This is a genomic window from Achromobacter sp. HZ01 (genome assembly GCF_003267925.1).
Classification (GTDB): domain Bacteria; phylum Pseudomonadota; class Gammaproteobacteria; order Burkholderiales; family Burkholderiaceae_B; genus Achromobacter; species Achromobacter pulmonis_A.
The window spans coordinates 703,989-721,870 of sequence record NZ_LWKV01000001.1; the positions used below are offsets into that span (position 1 = coordinate 703,989).

21 protein-coding genes are annotated in these 17,882 nt (G+C 66.9%); 8 read left to right on the forward strand and 13 right to left on the reverse strand.

The genetic code is table 11. The features are described 5' to 3' along the window. Positions 1–238 precede the first annotated feature (238 nt). Together A6B37_RS03335 and A6B37_RS03340 are read left to right on the forward strand one after the other, a co-directional pair. Positions 239–688, forward strand: coding sequence for a Panacea domain-containing protein (locus tag A6B37_RS03335; protein ID WP_146747993.1), 450 nt, complete (start codon positions 239–241; stop codon positions 686–688). A gap of 3 nt (positions 689–691) precedes the next feature. Then, a complete protein-coding gene (locus tag A6B37_RS03340) occupies positions 692–1,039 on the forward strand; it encodes a hypothetical protein (protein ID WP_111824892.1) in 348 nt (115 codons plus the stop codon). A 28-nt stretch (positions 1,040–1,067) separates the two neighbouring features. Here the strand turns inward: A6B37_RS03340 and A6B37_RS03345 are convergent, their stop codons facing one another. The 3 genes from A6B37_RS03345 to A6B37_RS26190 all read right to left on the reverse strand — a co-directional run bounded on the left by A6B37_RS03345 (position 1,068) and on the right by A6B37_RS26190 (position 2,837). Further along, entirely contained in the window at positions 1,068–1,298 is a 231-nt protein-coding gene (locus tag A6B37_RS03345; RefSeq protein WP_102772814.1) for a hypothetical protein, read from the reverse strand. 397 nt (positions 1,299–1,695) lie between these two features. Next, positions 1,696–2,292: an OmpA family protein gene (locus tag A6B37_RS03350; RefSeq protein WP_102771968.1), complete on the reverse strand. Its 597-nt coding sequence runs from the start codon at positions 2,290–2,292 to the stop codon at positions 1,696–1,698. A gap of 2 nt (positions 2,293–2,294) precedes the next feature. After that, a complete protein-coding gene (locus A6B37_RS26190) occupies positions 2,295–2,837 on the reverse strand; it encodes a hypothetical protein (RefSeq protein WP_246842356.1) in 543 nt (180 codons plus the stop codon). Between the two features lie 176 nt (positions 2,838–3,013). On the opposite strand from A6B37_RS26190, the gene A6B37_RS03360 reads away from it, so the two are divergent. Beyond that, positions 3,014–3,265, forward strand: a complete 252-nt coding sequence (locus A6B37_RS03360; protein ID WP_102771967.1) for a hypothetical protein — start codon at positions 3,014–3,016, stop codon at positions 3,263–3,265. Between the two features lie 7 nt (positions 3,266–3,272). Here A6B37_RS03360 and A6B37_RS03365 read toward each other — a convergent pair whose 3' ends face one another. Further along, positions 3,273–3,653, reverse strand: coding sequence for a DCC1-like thiol-disulfide oxidoreductase family protein (locus A6B37_RS03365; RefSeq protein WP_111824893.1), 381 nt, complete (start codon positions 3,651–3,653; stop codon positions 3,273–3,275). Positions 3,654–3,767: 114 nt separating this feature from the next. Further along, the gene (locus A6B37_RS03370) at positions 3,768–4,367 is read right to left on the reverse strand and encodes a DUF2239 family protein (protein WP_111824894.1); all 600 of its coding nucleotides are present in this window, start codon (positions 4,365–4,367) and stop codon (positions 3,768–3,770) included. A 162-nt stretch (positions 4,368–4,529) separates the two neighbouring features. Between A6B37_RS03370 and guaB the strand changes: the two genes are divergently transcribed. Both guaB and guaA read left to right on the forward strand, forming a co-directional pair. Next, on the forward strand, positions 4,530–5,990 hold the full coding sequence (gene guaB, locus A6B37_RS03375; protein WP_102771964.1) for an IMP dehydrogenase: 1,461 nt from the start codon (positions 4,530–4,532) through the stop codon (positions 5,988–5,990). A 116-nt stretch (positions 5,991–6,106) separates the two neighbouring features. Further along, entirely contained in the window at positions 6,107–7,699 is a 1,593-nt protein-coding gene (gene guaA / locus A6B37_RS03380) for a glutamine-hydrolyzing GMP synthase (protein ID WP_102771963.1), read from the forward strand. Positions 7,700–7,789: 90 nt separating this feature from the next. Here the strand turns inward: guaA and A6B37_RS03385 are convergent, their stop codons facing one another. Then, positions 7,790–8,140, reverse strand: a complete 351-nt coding sequence (locus tag A6B37_RS03385) for a nucleotide pyrophosphohydrolase (RefSeq protein WP_111824895.1) — start codon at positions 8,138–8,140, stop codon at positions 7,790–7,792. Between the two features lie 210 nt (positions 8,141–8,350). Further along, positions 8,351–9,250 carry a LysR family transcriptional regulator gene (locus A6B37_RS03390; protein WP_111824896.1) on the reverse strand — a complete coding sequence of 300 codons (900 nt, stop codon included), beginning with the start codon at positions 9,248–9,250 and terminating at the stop codon, positions 8,351–8,353. 102 nt (positions 9,251–9,352) lie between these two features. Here A6B37_RS03390 and A6B37_RS03395 point away from each other — a divergent pair, with 102 nt between their 5' ends. Then, positions 9,353–10,324, forward strand: coding sequence for a tripartite tricarboxylate transporter substrate binding protein (locus tag A6B37_RS03395; protein ID WP_111824897.1), 972 nt, complete (start codon positions 9,353–9,355; stop codon positions 10,322–10,324). Positions 10,325–10,331: 7 nt separating this feature from the next. Continuing rightward, positions 10,332–11,525: an alpha-hydroxy acid oxidase gene (locus A6B37_RS03400; protein ID WP_111824898.1), complete on the forward strand. Its 1,194-nt coding sequence runs from the start codon at positions 10,332–10,334 to the stop codon at positions 11,523–11,525. Here A6B37_RS03400 and A6B37_RS03405 read toward each other — a convergent pair. Continuing rightward, positions 11,479–12,285 (reverse strand): hypothetical protein, encoded by an 807-nt coding sequence (locus A6B37_RS03405; protein WP_111824899.1) that lies wholly within the window; start codon positions 12,283–12,285, stop codon positions 11,479–11,481. The genes A6B37_RS03400 and A6B37_RS03405 overlap by 47 nt on opposite strands. Before the next feature lie 184 nt (positions 12,286–12,469). Between A6B37_RS03405 and A6B37_RS03410 the strand changes: the two genes are divergently transcribed. Further along, on the forward strand, positions 12,470–13,741 hold the full coding sequence (locus A6B37_RS03410) for a hypothetical protein (RefSeq protein ID WP_111824900.1): 1,272 nt from the start codon (positions 12,470–12,472) through the stop codon (positions 13,739–13,741). Here A6B37_RS03410 and A6B37_RS03415 read toward each other — a convergent pair whose 3' ends face one another. The 5 genes from A6B37_RS03415 to A6B37_RS03435 form a co-directional block, all read right to left on the reverse strand. Beyond that, a complete protein-coding gene (locus A6B37_RS03415) occupies positions 13,742–14,305 on the reverse strand; it encodes a hypothetical protein (RefSeq protein WP_111824901.1) in 564 nt (187 codons plus the stop codon). After that, positions 14,302–14,883: a hypothetical protein gene (locus tag A6B37_RS03420; RefSeq protein WP_111824902.1), complete on the reverse strand. Its 582-nt coding sequence runs from the start codon at positions 14,881–14,883 to the stop codon at positions 14,302–14,304. The genes A6B37_RS03415 and A6B37_RS03420 overlap by 4 nt, the downstream gene beginning before the upstream one ends. Continuing rightward, positions 14,880–15,458 carry a hypothetical protein gene (locus A6B37_RS03425; protein ID WP_111824903.1) on the reverse strand — a complete coding sequence of 193 codons (579 nt, stop codon included), beginning with the start codon at positions 15,456–15,458 and terminating at the stop codon, positions 14,880–14,882. Before A6B37_RS03425 ends, A6B37_RS03420 begins: the two co-directional genes overlap by 4 nt. Positions 15,459–15,585: 127 nt before the next feature. After that, a complete protein-coding gene (locus A6B37_RS03430; protein ID WP_111824904.1) occupies positions 15,586–16,761 on the reverse strand; it encodes a DJ-1/PfpI family protein in 1,176 nt (391 codons plus the stop codon). 68 nt (positions 16,762–16,829) lie between these two features. After that, on the reverse strand, positions 16,830–17,822 hold the full coding sequence (locus A6B37_RS03435; protein WP_111824905.1) for an XdhC family protein: 993 nt from the start codon (positions 17,820–17,822) through the stop codon (positions 16,830–16,832). Between the last annotated feature and the right edge of the window lie 60 nt (positions 17,823–17,882).

Here is a 17,882-nt window from a genome sequence, read left to right on the forward strand (position 1 = left end):
TGATTTATGCCAAGGACGAATTCTTGCCCGCGAAGTATGCGCCGTGCAAATAATTAAAGCGCATAAGCAAATTCCCTCATGGGGTTATCCCTAGGGGAGTTCATAACTGCGGGTTATTTCGGTTGACCGTGTCTTACCTTGGTCCTAGTTCTCGCCGACGTGCATTGCGCTGCTCTGGTGCTGTATTAAATTACAGTTGTTCGCAGTCTTTATTGTTACGTTTCCCGCGGAGGCGATCATGGGCGTAACGGCTTTGCAGGCAGCCAAGCACGCATGCGACACGTCCGATTGGACACTTACGAATCTGCAGCTGCAAAAAATCCTTTATCTGGCTCACATGGTCTACGCCGGCCGCCATAAGCGGCCCATGATCGCCGATGAGAATTTCCAGGCATGGAATTACGGTCCGGTTTTGCCGTCCGTCTACCACCGTGCGTCAGCTTTTGGCGCCCGCCCAATCAGGAACATCTTTCGGTCGATACTTTGCCCGTCGGACCCGCTGGCGGTCGAATTGATCGACGAGGCCGTGGACAGGTTCGGCAACGAACCAGCATTCAAGCTCGTCAAGCTGACCCATGACGGCAAGAGCGCATGGAGCCGGCATTTCACCACCGGACACTGGGGTGTCGAGATTCCATTTTCATCGGTGCTGGATGAGTATGCTCAACGTTTCGGGCCCAAGGAATGAGCGGTGCCCAGCGGAGAATTCCAGCATCTTTCCGAAAGCGCCTCCGAGTCGGCCGGCATATTGCCAACCGAGGAAATCGCTGCCGCCACCGCGAACCTGGAGCGGAAACTCCAATATGAAAAGGAATCTCGGCGGGAAGAGCGCTTTATCCTTTCCGTCTTTATCGTTGCGCTGATTGACGCTTTTTTGTTCATGCAGATGAACACTTGGTCGGGGCCGATTGTGCTCGGCCTGGTAGAACTGGTCGCGTTCGCGGTATTCGCCAGGCGTTCAGGCGTAGACGAGGTTGTGCAGCTCCTGGACAAGCTTTTAGTTCCGTTTTGCCGGGACAAAAGCCGGAATAAAACTTAAGCCGCCTTGCCGCGCCCGCGGCCGCCGTTCAGGAATGGCTGCGGCCCTGTCGGCGGCAATGCAAATACCGTTCGATCTCGGCCTGTTCCACGGCCGGGTCCAGCAAGCGCCACCGGACCACATAGCCGCGGTGCGCGGGCGGCATCCAGCCCAATATGGAGTACATCGTGACCTCGGTTTCGCCTGTATTGAATTCGGTTTCGAAGAATCCCTGGCGTTGCGGTGGCTTGCTGCCACATATCCAGTTGGAACCCGGCATGACGGTCTCCTCCTGCAGCATGTGCGTTCCATGCTACGCGCCGCCCTGCGAAACCGCATGCGTTCTAGCCCCGATGCGGGCCGCGGTCCACCTGTGTTAGAAACACGGATGGGGCTGCCGAAAGGCGGCCCTCGATCTTTGCGAACCTTTGCAGTTCGATTCGGCCCGTGGCGGTAGCATTCGGTCATCAATCATCAGGAGTCCGCCATGGAAACCAAGCAACCGGCCCCGGAGCCGAACAAGCGCCGCTGGCCTTTCGGCTACGGCGAGGAAGAATGAATAGCGCGGCCTGACTAGCCGATGCGCGCGATCCGTTCGCCGGGGCGCGACAGCTAATAATGCGGGGTCTTGCGGAATATTGACCCGCGCCGGAATGCCCCCGGCGCGGCAGGGATAATCACTTCGGCAGCACGAACTCCACGCGCCGGTTCTGGGCGCGTCCTTCGGGGTTGTCCGCGCCGTTGGCCAGTTTGTTCGGCTGCACCGGCCGGCTGTCGCCCAGGCCTTTGGTTTTCAAGCGCGAGGGGTCCACGCCGTGGCTGGCCAGCCATTTCGCCACCGCCTGGGCGCGCCGCAGCGACAATTCCTTGTTGTAGGCGGCCGATCCCTTGGAGTCGGTGTGTCCTTCGATCGCCACGGCGCCGGCCGGGCCGGACTCGATGAGGCCGGCGATGTCCTGCAGCGTCGGTTCGGCGGCCGGGCGGATGGCGGCCTTGTCGAAGTCGAACAGCACGTCGCCCAGCATCGACACGGTCACGGCATTCTGGTCCTGCCGAACCGATATGCCCGAATGGCGGGCGGCCAGCCCATCGATCCGCGCGGTCAGGTCGGATACGCCGCCGCCGGTGTCGGAAGGAAAACCCTTCAGGTCCAGGATAGTGGCCTTGAGATCGAGAATCTCGGCCTTGTAGGGCGGCTCTTGCGCAAAAGAGCCGCTGGCCGCGGTCAGCAGCGCCGCCGCCAGCAGGGATGACGCGCCCAGGTGGCCCGTCATGGCTATCGATCGGTGATCTTGATGGCGTCGAAGGTCTCGACGCCCGGGATCGTCAGGGATACTTCGGTGATCTCTTTGGGCGGCGCGGGGAATTTCCCATGCCAGGAACCGGCGATCGGCGTGTCCTTGGCGGTGCGCAGCATCAGCTTGGGATTGGTCAGGGGTTTGTCGTTGCTGTCTTTCAGCAGCAGGTATTTCTTGTTGCCCGCGACCACGTAGAAGCTGTTCTCGTAGTCGTTTTGCGAGATCGTCGAATAAATCATCTCGGTCTTGCCCGGCACGATAGGCTTGAACCGCATCTTGATGGACAGGATGTCGCCGCTGCGCACGGCCTCGATCACCTGGCCTTCGGCCACGCCAGAGTCGATCATTCCGGTCGCGAGCGGCGCGGCGGCGTCGGCCTGGGCGTAAGCGGTCTGTCCGATGGCAGCCAGTGTCATATAGGCGCCCAGCGCGCAGGCAGCGGCGGTTTTTCCGATTGAAGTCACGATAAGCATCCTTTCTTGTTCAAGATTCGGGTCGATGTATCGGAGCAGGGAACTCATGCTTTGGGCGTAATCCGGCGCCCGACCAACGATAGTCCGACTTTCGGGGACTTATTGCCGTTCGATATTCTTCCAAGACGTTACGGAATCTGGCCGGGGCCGAGGTGAGAATTGCTGAACTTTGGCCGATTACGCTTTCGTAACATCCCCGTAAAGCACAAGGAAGGGGATGAGCCATGGCGACTTGCGAACAATGCGAGGCTATCGCTGCGAACCGGCGCGACGCGCCCGGACACGAAAACCTGATCAGCCTCGGTGACGTGCGCTCGCTCGACGAACACCGGCGCGACGTCAGCCACGAAGCCTTTACCTGCGCCATCTGCGGCGCCGAATGGAATTACCGGCGCGACAAGCGCGACCCGGCCAGCGGCTGGAGCCGGGGCGAGGCCGCGCCGCTGGCGCCGGACGACGCCGCGCGGGCGGCCTGAAAGGCAGTCAGACCTGCATCTTCTTCTTGCCCAGCAGGGTCAGCGCCAGGCTGCGGCCGGTGCGCATGAACGGATACAGGGCGGTGGACAGGCAGGGATTGCGGAAGACGGCGGCGTTGATGCTGTTGAACAAATCGTTGCCGGTGCTGAGCAGCGCCAGCCGGTTGATGCAGTCCGCGCCGAAATAGTCCTGTCCGTCCAGGTGCAGCAGCATGCCCTGGTTCAGGTCGTATCCCTGCGCCTTGTAGGCGACCGCCAGGTCGGGATGGTCGCGCATGTTGAGCAGGTCGACCGGGCCGACCGCCTTTTGCAGCCGCAGCATCTGCACGTAATTCGAGCAGAACGGGCAATCTCCGTCGTAGAGCAGAAAGTTCTTCGCGATGGCCATGATGCACCGTAAGGGGAAGGGCGCGGGCGCGAAAAGCGCGTCCGCCAGTTCCGATTAAAACGCATATCCGCCGCCTCGGCCCAGGCCGGTCTACCGCAGGCGCGGCCGGGGCGATCAGCCCGCGGCGGCTTCGTCGGCCGCGGGCCAGGCCAGCTTCATGGCGTAGTCGCGCACGTCTTGCGGCCAGTCGGCGACGAGCCGCGCGTAGCGTTCGCGGTCGTCGGCATAAAGCGCGCGGGTCGCCTCCTCGAAGCCCGGCAGGTTGCCGGCCATGCTGGACATGAAGTGATACGCGGCCTCCTGGCATGCGCGGCGGCGCTCCTGCGCCTCGTTGCCACGGCGCGCCTGTTCCACCAGCTTGCGCAAGGCCACGGACGCGCCGCCGGGCTGCGCGGCCAGCCAGTCCCAATGGCGCGGCAGCAGCGTGACTTCGCGCGCCACCACGCCCAGCCTGGGCCGGCCGCGTCCGCGCGGCGCCGGTTCGGCCGGGCTGGCGGAATCGGTTTCGGCGGGGGCGCGGTGGCGTTCGGCGACGCTGGCGTCGTCGCCGCTTAGATTCAGGTCCACCTGCCGGCCGGACCGGTCCTCGTAGACCAGGATGGCGGCGTCGCCGGCGGCCATCGCGCGTTTTACGGCCAGGGCCACGTCGGCCAGCGCGCCGGCGGCAAGGAGGCGATGGCCCGAGAATGCGGTGTGTGCAGACAAAGTAGTCATTGTTTCATCCGGGTAAAATTGATGGTCGGATTATGATCCGGGTAAAAATGAAAGTCAATTGATCCGGGTAAAAACACTGAAATAATCTTTGCGGACCTAGGGTGAATACCTAGGCAAAACACCTGGACGGCGTATAATCTTGCTTTGCGCCCGGAGTTACCCATGCGTCTCGTTCAAAAAGCGCTCACCTTCGACGATGTGTTGCTGGTGCCTGCGTATTCCGAGGTGTTGCCGCGCGACACCTCCCTGGCCACGCGCCTGACCCGCAACATCAATCTCAATATCCCCCTCGTGTCCGCCGCCATGGACACCGTCACCGAATCGCGTCTGGCCATCGCCATGGCGCAAGAGGGCGGAATCGGGATCATCCACAAGAATCTGTCCGCCGACGCCCAGGCCCGTGAAGTGGCCCGCGTCAAGCGCCACGAATTCGGCATCGTGATCGATCCGGTCACCGTCACCCCCCAGATGAAAGTGCGCGACGCGATTGCGTTGCAGCGCCAGCACGGCATCTCGGGCCTGCCGGTGGTCGAGGGACGCAAGCTGGTCGGCATCGTCACCAACCGCGACCTGCGCTTCGAAGAGAACCTGGACCAGCCCCTGCGCAACATCATGACGCCGCAGGAACGCCTGGTCACCATGAAGGAAGGCGCCACGCTGGAAGAGGCCCAGGCCCTGATGCACAAGCATCGCCTGGAGCGCGTGCTGATCGTCAACGACGGCTTCGAGCTGCGCGGCCTGGCCACGGTCAAGGACATCGTCAAGAACACCGAACACCCGATGGCCAGCAAGGACGCCCAGGGCCAGCTGCGCGTGGGCGCGGCGGTGGGCGTGGGCGCCGGCACCGAAGAGCGCGTTGAGAAGCTGGTCGCCGCCGGCGTGGACGTCCTGATCGTCGACACCGCCCACGGCCACTCCAAGGGCGTGCTCGAAGGCGTGCGTTGGGTCAAGCAGAACTATCCCAAGGTCGAAGTCATCGGCGGCAACATCGCCACCGCCGCCGCCGCGCGCGCGCTGGTCGAGTACGGCGCGGACGGCGTCAAGGTCGGCATCGGCCCCGGCTCGATCTGCACCACCCGCATCGTCGCCGGCGTGGGCGTGCCGCAGATCCATGCCATCTCCGAAGTCGCCAAGGCGCTGGAAGGCACGGGCGTGCCGCTGATCGCCGACGGCGGCATCCGCTACTCGGGCGACGTCGCCAAGGCCCTGGCCGCCGGCGCGTTCTCCTGCATGATGGGCGGCATGTTCGCCGGCACCGAAGAGTCGCCGGGCGAAGTCGTGCTGTTCCAGGGCCGCTCGTACAAGTCGTACCGCGGCATGGGCAGCCTGGGCGCCATGACCGACGGCTCGGCCGACCGGTACTTCCAGGACCCCGCCAACAACGCGGACAAGCTGGTTCCCGAAGGCATCGAAGGCCGTGTTCCCTACAAGGGCAGCGTGCTGGCCATCATTTACCAGCTGGTCGGCGGCATCCGCGCCTCGATGGGCTATTGCGGCGCCGCCACCATCGACGACATGCGCACCAAGGCCGAATTCGTGGAGATCACCTCCGCCGGCGTGCGCGAGTCGCACGTGCACGACGTACAGATCACCAAGGAAGCGCCCAACTACCGCGCCGACTGATCCGTACAGTCAACTACAATGTCATGCATCACGCACCGGCAGAACCGCAATGAACCCGCGGTTCTGCCGGTGCGGTTTTATTTACTGCGGTTCCATTCATTACCGGTAGAGTCTCCATGCACCAGCGCATCCTCATTCTCGACTACGGTTCGCAAGTCACCCAACTGATCGCCCGCCGCGTGCGCGAGGCCGGCGTGTATTCCGAAGTGCATCCGGGCGACGTCGACGACGCCTTCGTGCGCGAACAGATGGCGCAAGGCCTCAAGGGCATCATCCTGTCCGGCAGCCACGCCTCGGCCTACGAAGAAGGCTCCATGCGCGTGCCGCACGCCGTGTTCGAACTGGGCGTGCCGGTGCTGGGCATCTGCTACGGCATGCAGTCCATGGCCCAGCAGCTGGGTGGCGTGGTCAGCTTCTCCGACCACCGCGAATTCGGCTACGCCGAAGTCCGCGCCCACGGCCACACCAAGCTGCTGGAAGGCCTGGAAGACTTCACCACGCCCGAAGGCCACGGCATGTTGAAGGTCTGGATGAGCCACGGCGACAAGGTCACCGAACTGCCGCCGGGCTTCAAGCTCATGGCTTCCACGCCGTCCTGCCCGATCGCCGGCATGGCCGACGAAGACCGCAAGTTCTACGCCGTGCAGTTCCACCCCGAAGTCACGCATACCGTGCAGGGCAAGGCCATGCTGGCCCGCTTCGTCAACGAGATCTGCGGCTGCGAAGGCGACTGGAACATGCCCGACTACGTGGCCGAAGCCGTCGCCCGCATCCGCGAACAGGTCGGCGACGACGAAGTCATCCTCGGCCTGTCCGGCGGCGTGGACTCCTCCGTCGCGGCCGCGCTGATCCACAAGGCCATCGGCGACCAGCTCACCTGCGTCTTCGTCGACCACGGCCTGCTGCGCCTGGACGAAGGCAAGCAGGTCATGCAGACCTTCGCCGAGAACATGGGCGTCAACATCATCCACATCGACGCGACCGCCCAGTTCATGGGCAAGCTCGCCGGCGTGGCCGACCCCGAAGCCAAGCGCAAGATCATCGGCCGCGAATTCGTCGAAGTGTTCCAGGAACAGGCCGGCAAGCAGAAAAGCGCCAAGTGGCTGGCCCAGGGCACCATCTACCCCGACGTGATCGAATCGGCCGGCGCCAAGACCGGCAAGGCCACCTCCATCAAGTCGCACCACAACGTCGGCGGCCTGCCGGACACGCTCAACCTGCAGCTGCTGGAACCCCTGCGCGAACTGTTCAAGGACGAAGTCCGCGAACTCGGCGTGGCCCTGGGCCTGCCGCCGCAGATGGTCTACCGCCACCCGTTCCCCGGCCCCGGCCTGGGCGTGCGCATCCTGGGCGAGGTCAAGCACGAATACGCCGAACTGCTGCGTCGCGCCGACGCCATCTTCATCGAAGAACTGCGCAACACCAAGGACGAGGCCAGCGGCCTGACCTGGTACGAACTGACCTCGCAGGCGTTTGCCGTGTTCCTGCCGGTCAAGTCCGTAGGCGTGATGGGCGACGGCCGCACCTACGAATACGTCGTCGCGCTGCGCGCGGTGCAGACGTTCGACTTCATGACCGCCGACTGGGCGCCGCTGCCGCATCCGCTGCTGGCCCGGGTGTCGTCGCGGATCATCAATGAAGTGCGCGGGATCAACCGTGTCGTGTATGACGTGTCGAGCAAGCCGCCTGCGACGATTGAGTGGGAATGATCCTGCCCTCGATGTAGGAAGGCAAGAGAAAAGGCGCTTCGGCGCCTTTTCTCATTTGCGCCGTCTGTCACGCGCACCCGTTCCCGCAGCTCATATCTGATCGTATTTCCTGCTGCTGCCTTTGGCGCGGCTGACCGGATACTTCTGCGCATTGATGCGGATTTTGGCCTGCGCGGCTTTCACGGGGTCGATGCCCAGCACGTTGCTCAGCTGGACGAGATAAAGCAGCACATCGGCGATTTCGTAGCCGACGGCTTCCAGCTTCTCGGGAGAGAGCGCCCGGCTTTGTTCTTCGGTCATCCACTGGAAATGTTCCAGTAGTTCTCCCGCTTCGACGATCAGGGCGGAAGCCAGGTTCTTGGGCGAGTGGAACTGCTCCCAGTCGCGTTCGTTTGCGAATTCGCGTTGTTGCTGGCTGAGGTGCTGGAGCGTATCGGTCATGGATTTTCAGCGCGGGAGGCTGTCGGTCGATGTGTAGCGGTCGCAGCAAGAATAGTTGGTTTACAACTAATTGATAATTATCTGATTTGCAGCTATTTCTTATTTAGCTGTACTTCGGGTATTCGCCATGTCTGCGCGATCACATACGCTGCTCACCGCCATTCGACTGGGTTCGATCCTCCAGGCTGCGCGGGCGCTGGGCGACCAGCGCTAAGCGGTCTGCCTGCGGATTTCCTCCAGGAACCGCAGGGCCGGCGCGGGGAGTATGCCTTCGCGCCGGTGATACGCCGCGAACCGGCGTTCGTGACCCAGGCCTTCGACGTGCAGTTCGCGGATCAGGCCGGCCTTCAGTTCCGCCGCGTACATGGGGCGGGTGAGCCAGCTGACGAAGCCGGAGTGCGCGACCAAGCTTTTGAGCAGCGGAATCGAGGGGCTGGATACCGCGATGGGCGGCGCGGTGAGGCCTTTTTTCCTGAAGAGCGAGACCAGGCGGTTGCGGGGCTCGGTGTGTTCGGGAACGAAGCACCAGCGTTCGGCAAGCAGGGCCTGCATGGCGACGGGCGGCTCGGCGCGCAAAGGGTGGCTGGCGCCGACGATCACGTTCATGGTCTCGTGCCAGGCGCAATCCCTGGCGGCGGCGATGCGGGCGGTCTCGGGCGCTTCCGGGGCGATCACGAGATCGACGCGGTAGTTCTCCAGGCTCGTGGCCAGTTCGTCCCAGATGCCTTCGACCACGTCGACGGCGATGCCGGGCCACTTTTCCAGGAAGGCGCCCAGCGCCCTGGGGATGAACAGCGCGGAGGCGCCGGCGGTGACGCCCAGGCGCAGGGCGCCCACGGCCAGGCCGCGCATGCGGTTGATTTCGTCGCGCGCGATTTTTTCCTCGCGGCAAAGCAGTTGCGCATGCGGGGCCAGGGCCTTGCCGTAGGCGGTCAGGCGCATGCCGCCGGTGTGGCGTTCGAACAGGGTCTCGCCGACCGATTCTTCCAGCCGCTTCACGATCCTACTTAGCGCGGGCTGGGTAAGGGCGAGTCTTTCGGCGGCCTTGCCTAGGGAGCCGTGTTCGATGACGGCGAGGAACGCGCGGAGTTCGTGCAGGTTGTAGGCCATACCGGAATGTAATGACTTTGGCCGGAAATAACAATTCTCAGGAATGTCGCCGGGCCTCACACTCTCGCCATCGAATTGCCACGACTCCGGGAGAGAAGCGACATGCGCAAGCGCCTATTCTTGAAAGCCCTGCTGGCCCTGGCGTCCAGCGGCGGCGCCGCCGCCTGTCTGGCGCAGGGCGGCGACAGGTCGGTGGAATGGGTGCATCCCTTTCCGGTGGGCGGCGGTTCGGACGTGATTGCGCGCAAGCTCGCCGAGAGTATGAGTGCGCAGATGGGCCGCGGCTTTTTCGTCAGCAACAGGCCAGGCGGGGCCACCAATATCGCGGCCGCGTATGTGGCCAATGCCAAGGCGCAGGGCAATATGGTTTTTACGGGCGATTTCACGACGCTGGCGGCCAATCCGCACCTGTTCGCCAGCCTGCCTTATGACAGCGCGAAGGATTTCGCGCCGGCGGGGCTGTATGCGCGCTATCCGATATTGCTGGTGGTATCGAGCGAGGTGCCCGCGAACAATCTGGCCGAGTTCCTGCGCTGGGCCGAGAGCCATCCCGACAGCGCCAATTTCGCGAGCTCGGGTGTGGGGTCGGCCCAGCATCTGGCGGCCGAGCTTTTTCGCGAGCGCACCGGGCTGAAGATGACGCACGTGGCCTATCGCGGCGGTGCGCCGGCGGTGACCGATCTGATGGCGGGCGCGGTGTCGTTCGCGCTGATGGACGCCTCCACCGTGGTGCCGCAGATGAAGTCGGGGCGGCTCAAGGTGTTGGGCGTGGCCAGCCCGCGGCGCATGCAGAATTTTCCCGACATTCCGACGCTGGACGAGCAAGGGCTGGCGGGCTTCGAGGCCTTTGCCTGGCAGGGGATGTTGGTGCCCGCGGGCACCTCTGGCGCCACGGTCGAGGCGCTGAACCGCGCGCTGGGCGCGGCGCTGGCGTCGCAGCCGGTGAAGAATTTTTTCGCCAGCATCGCGGTCGAGCCCTGGTTCAGTTCGCCTGGCGAGATGGCGAGCTTCGTGGCGCGGGAGAACGAGCGCTGGGGCAAGATCATCCGCGAGCGCGGCATTACGCTGCAGTAGGTGCCGAGTGCTGATCACGATAGACGATTACCGGCGCGCGGCCCGCAGATCGCTGCCCAGGTTCGTGTACGAGTTCATCGATGGCGGCGCGGAATACGAAACCTGCCTGCGCGCCAACCGGGCCGACTTCGAGCGGATCAGGCTGACGCCGCGCGTGCTGCGGGACGTCGCCCAGGTCGATACTTCGGTGGAGGTGTTCGGCTCGTCCTGGCGCGCGCCGTTCGCGCTGGCCCCGACGGGCCTGAACGGCATCGTGCGCCCGGGGGGCGACGCGATGCTGGCGGCCGCCGCCGCGGACAGCGGCGTGCCGTTCGTGTTGTCGACCGCGTCGAACCAGCGCGCCGAGGAAGTGCGGGCGCAGGCCCGCGGCGGCGAGCAATGGCTGCAGTTGTATGTGATGCGGGACCGCGGGTTGGCCGAGCAGTTGCTGCGGCGCGCGCGCGGCGCCGGTTATCGCGTGCTGGTGCTGACGGCGGACGTGCCGGTCGGCGGCCACCGCTGGCGCGATGCGCGCAACGGTTTCAAGATCCCGTTCCGGATAACGCCCAGGCTGGCATGGGATGTGGCGCGGCGCCCGGGTTGGGCGTTGCGGATGCTCAAGGGCGGCGCGCCGCGGTTCGTGAACCTGGCCGAGCATCCCGCCGACGCCTTGCCGGCCGAGGTCCAGGCTTCGCTGCTGGCCAGAAGCATGGACCGGTCGCTGGTATGGGAGAGCCTGCGCTGGCTGCGCGGGCTCTGGGACGGGCCGCTGGTGCTCAAGGGCGTGCTGCATGCGGAGGACGCCGCCCTGGCGGTCCGGCATGGCGTGGACGGTGTCATCGTGTCCAATCACGGGGGCCGGCAGTTGGACGCGGCGCCCTCCGCGATTGCCGCCTTGCCCGCGATCGCGGAGCGCGTCGGCGGCCGCATTCCGGTGTTCCTGGACAGCGGCGTGCGCAGCGGGGCTGACATAGTGCGTGCCCAGGTTCTGGGCGCGCACGCCGTGTTCGTGGGCAGGCCGGCGCTCTATGGACTGGCTTGCGGCGGGCGCGAAGGCGTGCAGGACGTCCTACGCCTGCTTGCACAGGACTATGAGCGGAATCTGGTGCTGCTGGGACTGGACTCGGCCGGCAACGTCGGCAAGGCACAGGCGGCCCGGGCCCACCAGGATGGCGTCAGCGCGCCATCGCCAGCCGCCGCCGGATCACCAACGCCAGCGTGAACGTCATCGACGCCGCCAGCGCCCAGGCCAGCGCCGCGTTCGGCGTCCAGTGCGGGGCGGCGAGCGCGAGCGCCGCGCAGAAGGCGGCCAGGCTGACGGTGCCGAGCAGCGCGGAGTAGAGCGTGGCGATCAGGCTGGCGGTGCCGAGTTTCTGGTGCAGGGTGATGGCGACCACGCTGTAGCCTATGGGAAACGCCAGCAGCAGGCCGGCGCCGGTGGCGCCCAGCCATTGGCTGGCGGTGGTGACGGCGGCCACCAGCGTGCCGGCCAGCAGGCCGCGCAGGGCGAGCAGGCCGAAGCCGGCCTTGCCTTTGGCGGGACCGCGCGGCAGCAGGAAGCGGCGGCCGATGCGCAGGCATAGCGCGGTGACCGCGATGAAAAGCAGGGCGCCGACCACGGGTTGCGCGGGCAGCTGGCGCAGCGCCAGCGCGGCCAGCAGCCAGGCGCCGACGGCGCAGCCCAGGCTGGTCCAGGGCGGCGTCCTGGCGGCGACGGCGATGTAGCACAGCAGAAAGCACTGCGTGGCGCACAGCGACAGCAGCGCGTAGGCGGCGGTCTGCGCGACGAAGGCGGCCGGGGCTTGCGCGGCCAGGAAGTAGAAGCCGGGCCCGAGGATGATGGGCAGGCCGGCCAGGGCGCCGCCGATGAGCGGGCCGAAGGCGCCCACGGCCCATGAAACCGCCATGACGACGAAGGCCGTGGCCAGCATTCTTACGGCGAGCGCGTCCAGGGGGACGGTGGAGAGCAGGGTGTCCAGCATGGCGATCCGGTGTCCGGGGTTGGTGGATCGTACATTATCTGGAACATCCGTTCCAGTATTGCCGGCCGGGGCGGGGCCGCGGCGCTGACACGCTGTGCGCAATCGTGGCAAGCGGTAACAAGTCGCCCGCCGGCGCAGTCTTATGATCGACCGCTACTGATCTGCGCGACGACAGGGTGGCGAAATGCTCGAGGCGGTGCTTGCGCCGTGGGCGCTTACCGGCAGGCTGTGGCTGCGGTTCTGGCCGCAATTGATGGCCCTGGTGCTGGCCGGCTCGCTGGCCCACGATGTGCTGCTGTGGGCGGCGGTGCATACCGGTTTCGCCCACCATCTGTCCGGCCTGGCGGTGCTGACGCTGGTGGCGCTGGCGCAGCTGGTGACGACGGTGGCCATGTTCCTGGTGCTGCTTCCGGGCCTGCCGGCCTTGCGCGGCGCGCAGGAAGCGGCGCGCGCCGGCGCGGCGGCGGATGGCGGCGGGCAGGGGCGGCTGGGGCAGGTGCTGACCGTGGCCTTGCTGCCGTTTTTCGCGTATTACGCGGCCTGGGGATTCCTGGGCGATACGGTGCGGCAGTATTCGCGGTTGGCCTTGGGCCTGGACCCGCTGGGCGAGCACGGGCAGGTGCTGGACGCGCTGGATTCGCGCTGGCTGCTGGTGTCGGTGGCGATCTCGTGGCTGGTGCGCAAGGCGGCGGTGGCGGCGCGCGACCGCACGGGGCGCAGCGGCTGGCAGTGGCTGGTGGTGCTGTGCGAGACCAACTGGATTCTTATCGGCCTGTACGTGATCAGCCGGTGGAAGGACCAGGCCTGGCAATGGCTGATCGACAAGCGCGGGCTGGACGCGCTGCTGCAGTCTTTTCTGAACGCGCTGACGCCGCTGTCGGACGCTTGGGCCGCGGGCATGACGCCGGTGGAGGCGCAGGGCCCGACCCTGGGGGCGGCGCTGGCGCGCCTGTTCTTCTATGCGCTGCTGCCGGTCGTGTGGCTGGTGATGGCGGCCCTGGTCTACGGCTACGACGTGCGCGAGGACGCGGAGTTGCGGCGCTATGACCGTCTGCAGCGCCTGGGCGAGCGCTACCGTTCGATGCCGCGTTTCCTGCGGGATTTCGTCGAGCATTTCGTGGCGGGCTATCGCAAGCGCTATCTGCCGCTGGCCAATGGCGTGCGGCTGGCCTTCCATAGCGGCACGCTGCTGCTGGTGACGCTGATCGTGGGGTATCGGCTGATCGACTGGGGCGCGGCGTGGCTGTGGTATGGCGCGGCGCGCCTGATCGGGCCGCATGACCTGGACACCTGGCAGGTGCTGGCGCAGGCGGTGTCGCTGTTGTTCGGCAGCCCGTTCCGGGATTCGTCCACCGGCCTGCTGATCGAGCCTTTGCGCATCTGCTTTCTGGCGGCCGTGCTGGAGAGCGCGTTCGCGCCATGGCAGTCGCGCCGCGCGGCGGCCGCGGCCGCCTGATCAGCCGGGCGCGGGCGGCGTGAAGCGCAGGTAGGCCGGCCGGTCGCTGTCCATGGAGACGGACAGCGACCAGGGCGGCTCGGCGTCGGCCGGCACCATGAAGGCTTCGATGATGACGACGCGCGAGCCGGGCGCGATGCCGCGATGCGCGGCGGCCACGCAGCCGCGCGCCGCGGCCGGCGGCACGCGCAGCGCCGGCTCGATGGCGGGCAGCCAGGTGCGTCCGCGCGCGTCGTGCAGCGCGATACGGCAGCCGCGCCAGCGCGTGGGCAGGTCGGAGGCTTCCACGTGCACCGAGAAGGCGGCCAGCGCCGCGCGCGAGCCGGGCAGCCAGCCTTTGTTGGCCGGCGGCGCCATGACGCCGAATTCCTGCAGGCTCCAACGGGCGCCACCCAGCGGCGCCGTGGCGCCTGCCGTCACGTCGTGCGGCCGCAGTTCGCGTCCCTGAAGCCAACGCGCCGCGTTTTCGCGTCCGCCCCAGAAGAGCGTCAGCAGCAGCAACGGAGGTAGGAGCCAGAGGCTGCGCCGGCGCCAGCGGCGCTCGGCGGGCTGGGCGTCGTTCAAGGCGGGCTCTCCTGGTCCAGATCGTATCGGGCGATGGCTTGGGGCCGGCCATCGGCGTCGACGGGTACGTCGTCCAGCGCGATGCGCGCCTGCGAATCCAGGCGCGGCCCGTAGCGCGAGGACAGCAGCAGGGCGGCGCCGCGCGCCTGGTCGGGACGGATTTCGAACACCAGCCGCACGCTGCGCGGCAGGCCCGGGTCCAGCGCGTAGGGCGGCACGCCGCGCGCAAGCGACAGGCGGTCGGTGTGGCGGTAGGCCAGGCCATCGGGCCCGAGCCACGCGGCTTCGGCCATGGTGGCCGAGGTGTCGGCGGCGGCCAGGCGCAGCCACACGATGGCCCACACCCCGCCGGTGTCGCGGACCTGCTCCGCGCCCAGGCGCCGATAGGCCAGTTGCCGCGCAAACTGCACGCGCTCGACCGTGGCCTGGAACAGGCGGGTGTCGACCGCCACGCCCATGACGCCGCGTTCGACGATGGGACCGGTCAGGTCCATGTAGCGCGGCGTGCTGCGCTGCATGCCGTACAACGCCAGCGCCGAGGCGAGAATCAGCAGCAGCGAGCCCAGGCGCGCGCTCATTGCACCGCCTTCGCGCCGTCTTGCGCCACGGGCAGCTCGACCCGGCCCACGACGGCGGGATTGAACCAGCCGGGCGCGCCGTACAGGTTGTCGATGGGCTTGTAGGTCTTGCTCGCCACCGCGAAGGCGGCCTGCGCGGGCGCGGCGGCGGAGGGCGGCAGCGTCCAGATGAAGGCGACGCGTTCGGGCAGGCCGGGCTGCAGGTAGGGCATTTGCAGCGAGTCGCGCAGGCCCACCACATACGGCTTGCCGGCGGCCTCGTTCCAGCGGAACACGCCGAGATAGTCGGCGCTGGATTCCGCCGTGCGGTTGGTCAGTTCGGCTTCCAGCACCAGCGCCGTGGCGCCGGGCTTTACCGGCACGCCGTAGGCCTTGCCCGACGCGGTCCAGGCGCGTTGCGGCACCACCCGCCATTGGCCGGTCTGGATGGTCGTGCCGGCGGCGAACATCGGCTCGGCGCCGCGGCTGATCTTGCCGTACGCGCCATAGAGCGCCACGCTGGCCGCGGCCACGAGCGTGCCGATGCCGGCCAGCGCGGCTGCGATACGGGACTTGAGCGACTGCAATACGCGCATCGGAGCTCCAGGGCGGCGCGAGTCGAGTCACCGATCGTAGGCGGGTGTTTCCAAACCGGCCAGCCCGGATGTTTCCAGGCGTGTCATCAACGGCCGGACGGCGCGGCTGCGCCAGGTTTTGACACAATTACCGCGGCAGCGCTGCGGAAAAACGGCCATGCGCTCCTTGCCACGGGTATTCCAGTTGCACGGCGACCATGTCGGCGGTGGACGCACCGTAGCGGCCGGCGATGGCCTGCAGTGTCCGGTCCAGCGCCTGGGCCGGCCGCTGCTCGGTCGCGGTGGCGATGCGCGCGTGCCCCGGCCAGTCGGCCGCGGCCGCGTCGGGAACGATGCGTATGCCGTTGCGGGTCTGTACCGGTTGCGGCGAATCCGCGTACGACGCGGCTCTGGAACGGTAGGTGCGCGACCAGGCGTCGGCCACCAGCGCGAGCGAGACTTCGTCCATGCCGGGCGCAAGCGCCACGCCGATCCGTTCGCGGTTCCAGAACGCCAGCGAGTTGCCCAGCACCGTCGTGACGAAGGGCCGGGTCAGCGCATAGTTGCGGCTGGCGTGGCGCGCGTCCCAGGCGGGCAGGCCGAGGTCGCCGGCCACGGCCTCGGCCTTTTGCCGCCCGGCGATGGCCTCGATCAGCATGAGCATCATGGGCATGGAGGCGGAGATTCCGGTGCTGGTCGCCACGCCCCGGTCCGTCACGACGCGCCGGTCCGCGACGTAGGAGATCGACGGATGCGCGCGCAGCAGGTCGTTCAGGTAATACCAATGGGTGGTGCCGCGCTTGCCGTCGAGCAGGCCGGCGGCGGCCACGACCTTGGCCCCGGCGCACACGCCGAGTATGGTCGCGCCCTTGCGGGACTGTGCAAGCAGCCAGGCCAGGATGGCGGGATCGTCGTCGCGGCTCATGGCGGGCACGATGACGTAGTCGGCCCCGGCCGGATGGCGCGCGTCGAACCCGGCGAGGGTGGCGTCGGGCTGTACCGCGAGCGCGGGATACAGCTTTACCGGGCCGGGCGCGCTCGCCAGCATTTCCACGTCGGCGATGTTGGCGCGGCGCAATATGCCGGCAGGCATCAGATAGTCGGTGGTCTCGGTGGCGTCGTTCAGGCCCACCACCGCCACCAGCGGGCGCTGCCGTTTGGGCGGCGCGAGCGAGGCGAGCAGGGCGTCCATTTCCTGCGGCGGAACCGGCGGCGCGGGCGCGCCGGCGGGCGCCGCGGGCAGGCTGAACAGCCAGGCGCCGAAACCGGCCGACGCGAGCAGCAGCAGGGCCAGCGCGTAGCGGAAGATCGGGCGTTTCGGCATGGCTGGGACAGTTCCGGCGGGAGTATCAAAGATAGTCCTTTCCGCCCCGGCGCGGCAACGCCCGGAACTCAGCGCGGCTTCGACGCGGCGATCGAGCAGGCCGACGGCAGATCGACGCCGTTTTTCACGGCCAGGATTTCGGCCATGATGCTGACCGCGATTTCCGCCGGCGTCTTGCTGCCGATGTACAGGCCGACCGGGCCTTTGAGCCGGGCGAGACTGGCGTCGGTCTGGCCGCAGTACGTTTTCATTCTTTCCCGGCGGTTTTCGCTGTTGCGCCGGGAGCCGATGGCGCCCACGTAGAAGGCCGGGCTGTCGATGGCCTCGAGCAGCGCCAGGTCGTCGAGCTTGGGATCGTGGGTCAGCGCCACGATGCAGCTGCGCAGGTCGGGACGAAACGCGGTCACTGCGTCGTCGGGCATCTCGGCCACCAGTTCCACCCCGGCGATGGGCCAGCCGTCGCGGCGTTCGGCGCGCGGATCGCAGACGGTGACAGAGAATCCGTTGAACAGCGCCATGGTGGCCAGATACTCGGCCAGCGCGCCGGCGCCGATCAGCAGCATGCGGTAGCCCGGGCCGAGCGTGTTTTCCAGCGTGGCGCCGTCAAAGCGCAAGGCGTCCGGTGTCTGGGCGCGATCCAGCCGCACCGCGCCGTCCTGGCAGCACACCGTGCGGCGCACCAGTTCGCCCGCCAGCAGCCGTTGCAGCAGTTCGTCCAATGGGCCGGGTTCGGGATTGAACTCGATGACCAGCTCCAGCGTGCCGCCGCAAGGCAGGCCGAAGCGATGCGCCTCATCCGCGCTGACGCCATAGCGGACGAGCTGCGGCGCCCGCTCGGGCATGCCTGAGTGGCCGCGGGCATGGTGTTCGATCAGGTCGTCCTCGACGCAGCCGCCGGAGATGGAGCCTGCGGTTCTGCCGTCTTCGCACAGGGCCATCATGGCGCCGACGGGACGCGGCGAGGAGCCCCAGGTGCGCACCACCGTGAGCAGCAGCGCGCGATATCCGGCCCGCCGCCATTGCAGCAGATTGCGCAGTACGTGGAGATCGATAGCGTCCATCCCAGGCAGGATAGGGTCTGGCCGTTAGTGTGTATACGGCCTAAAATGGCAAAAAATCGC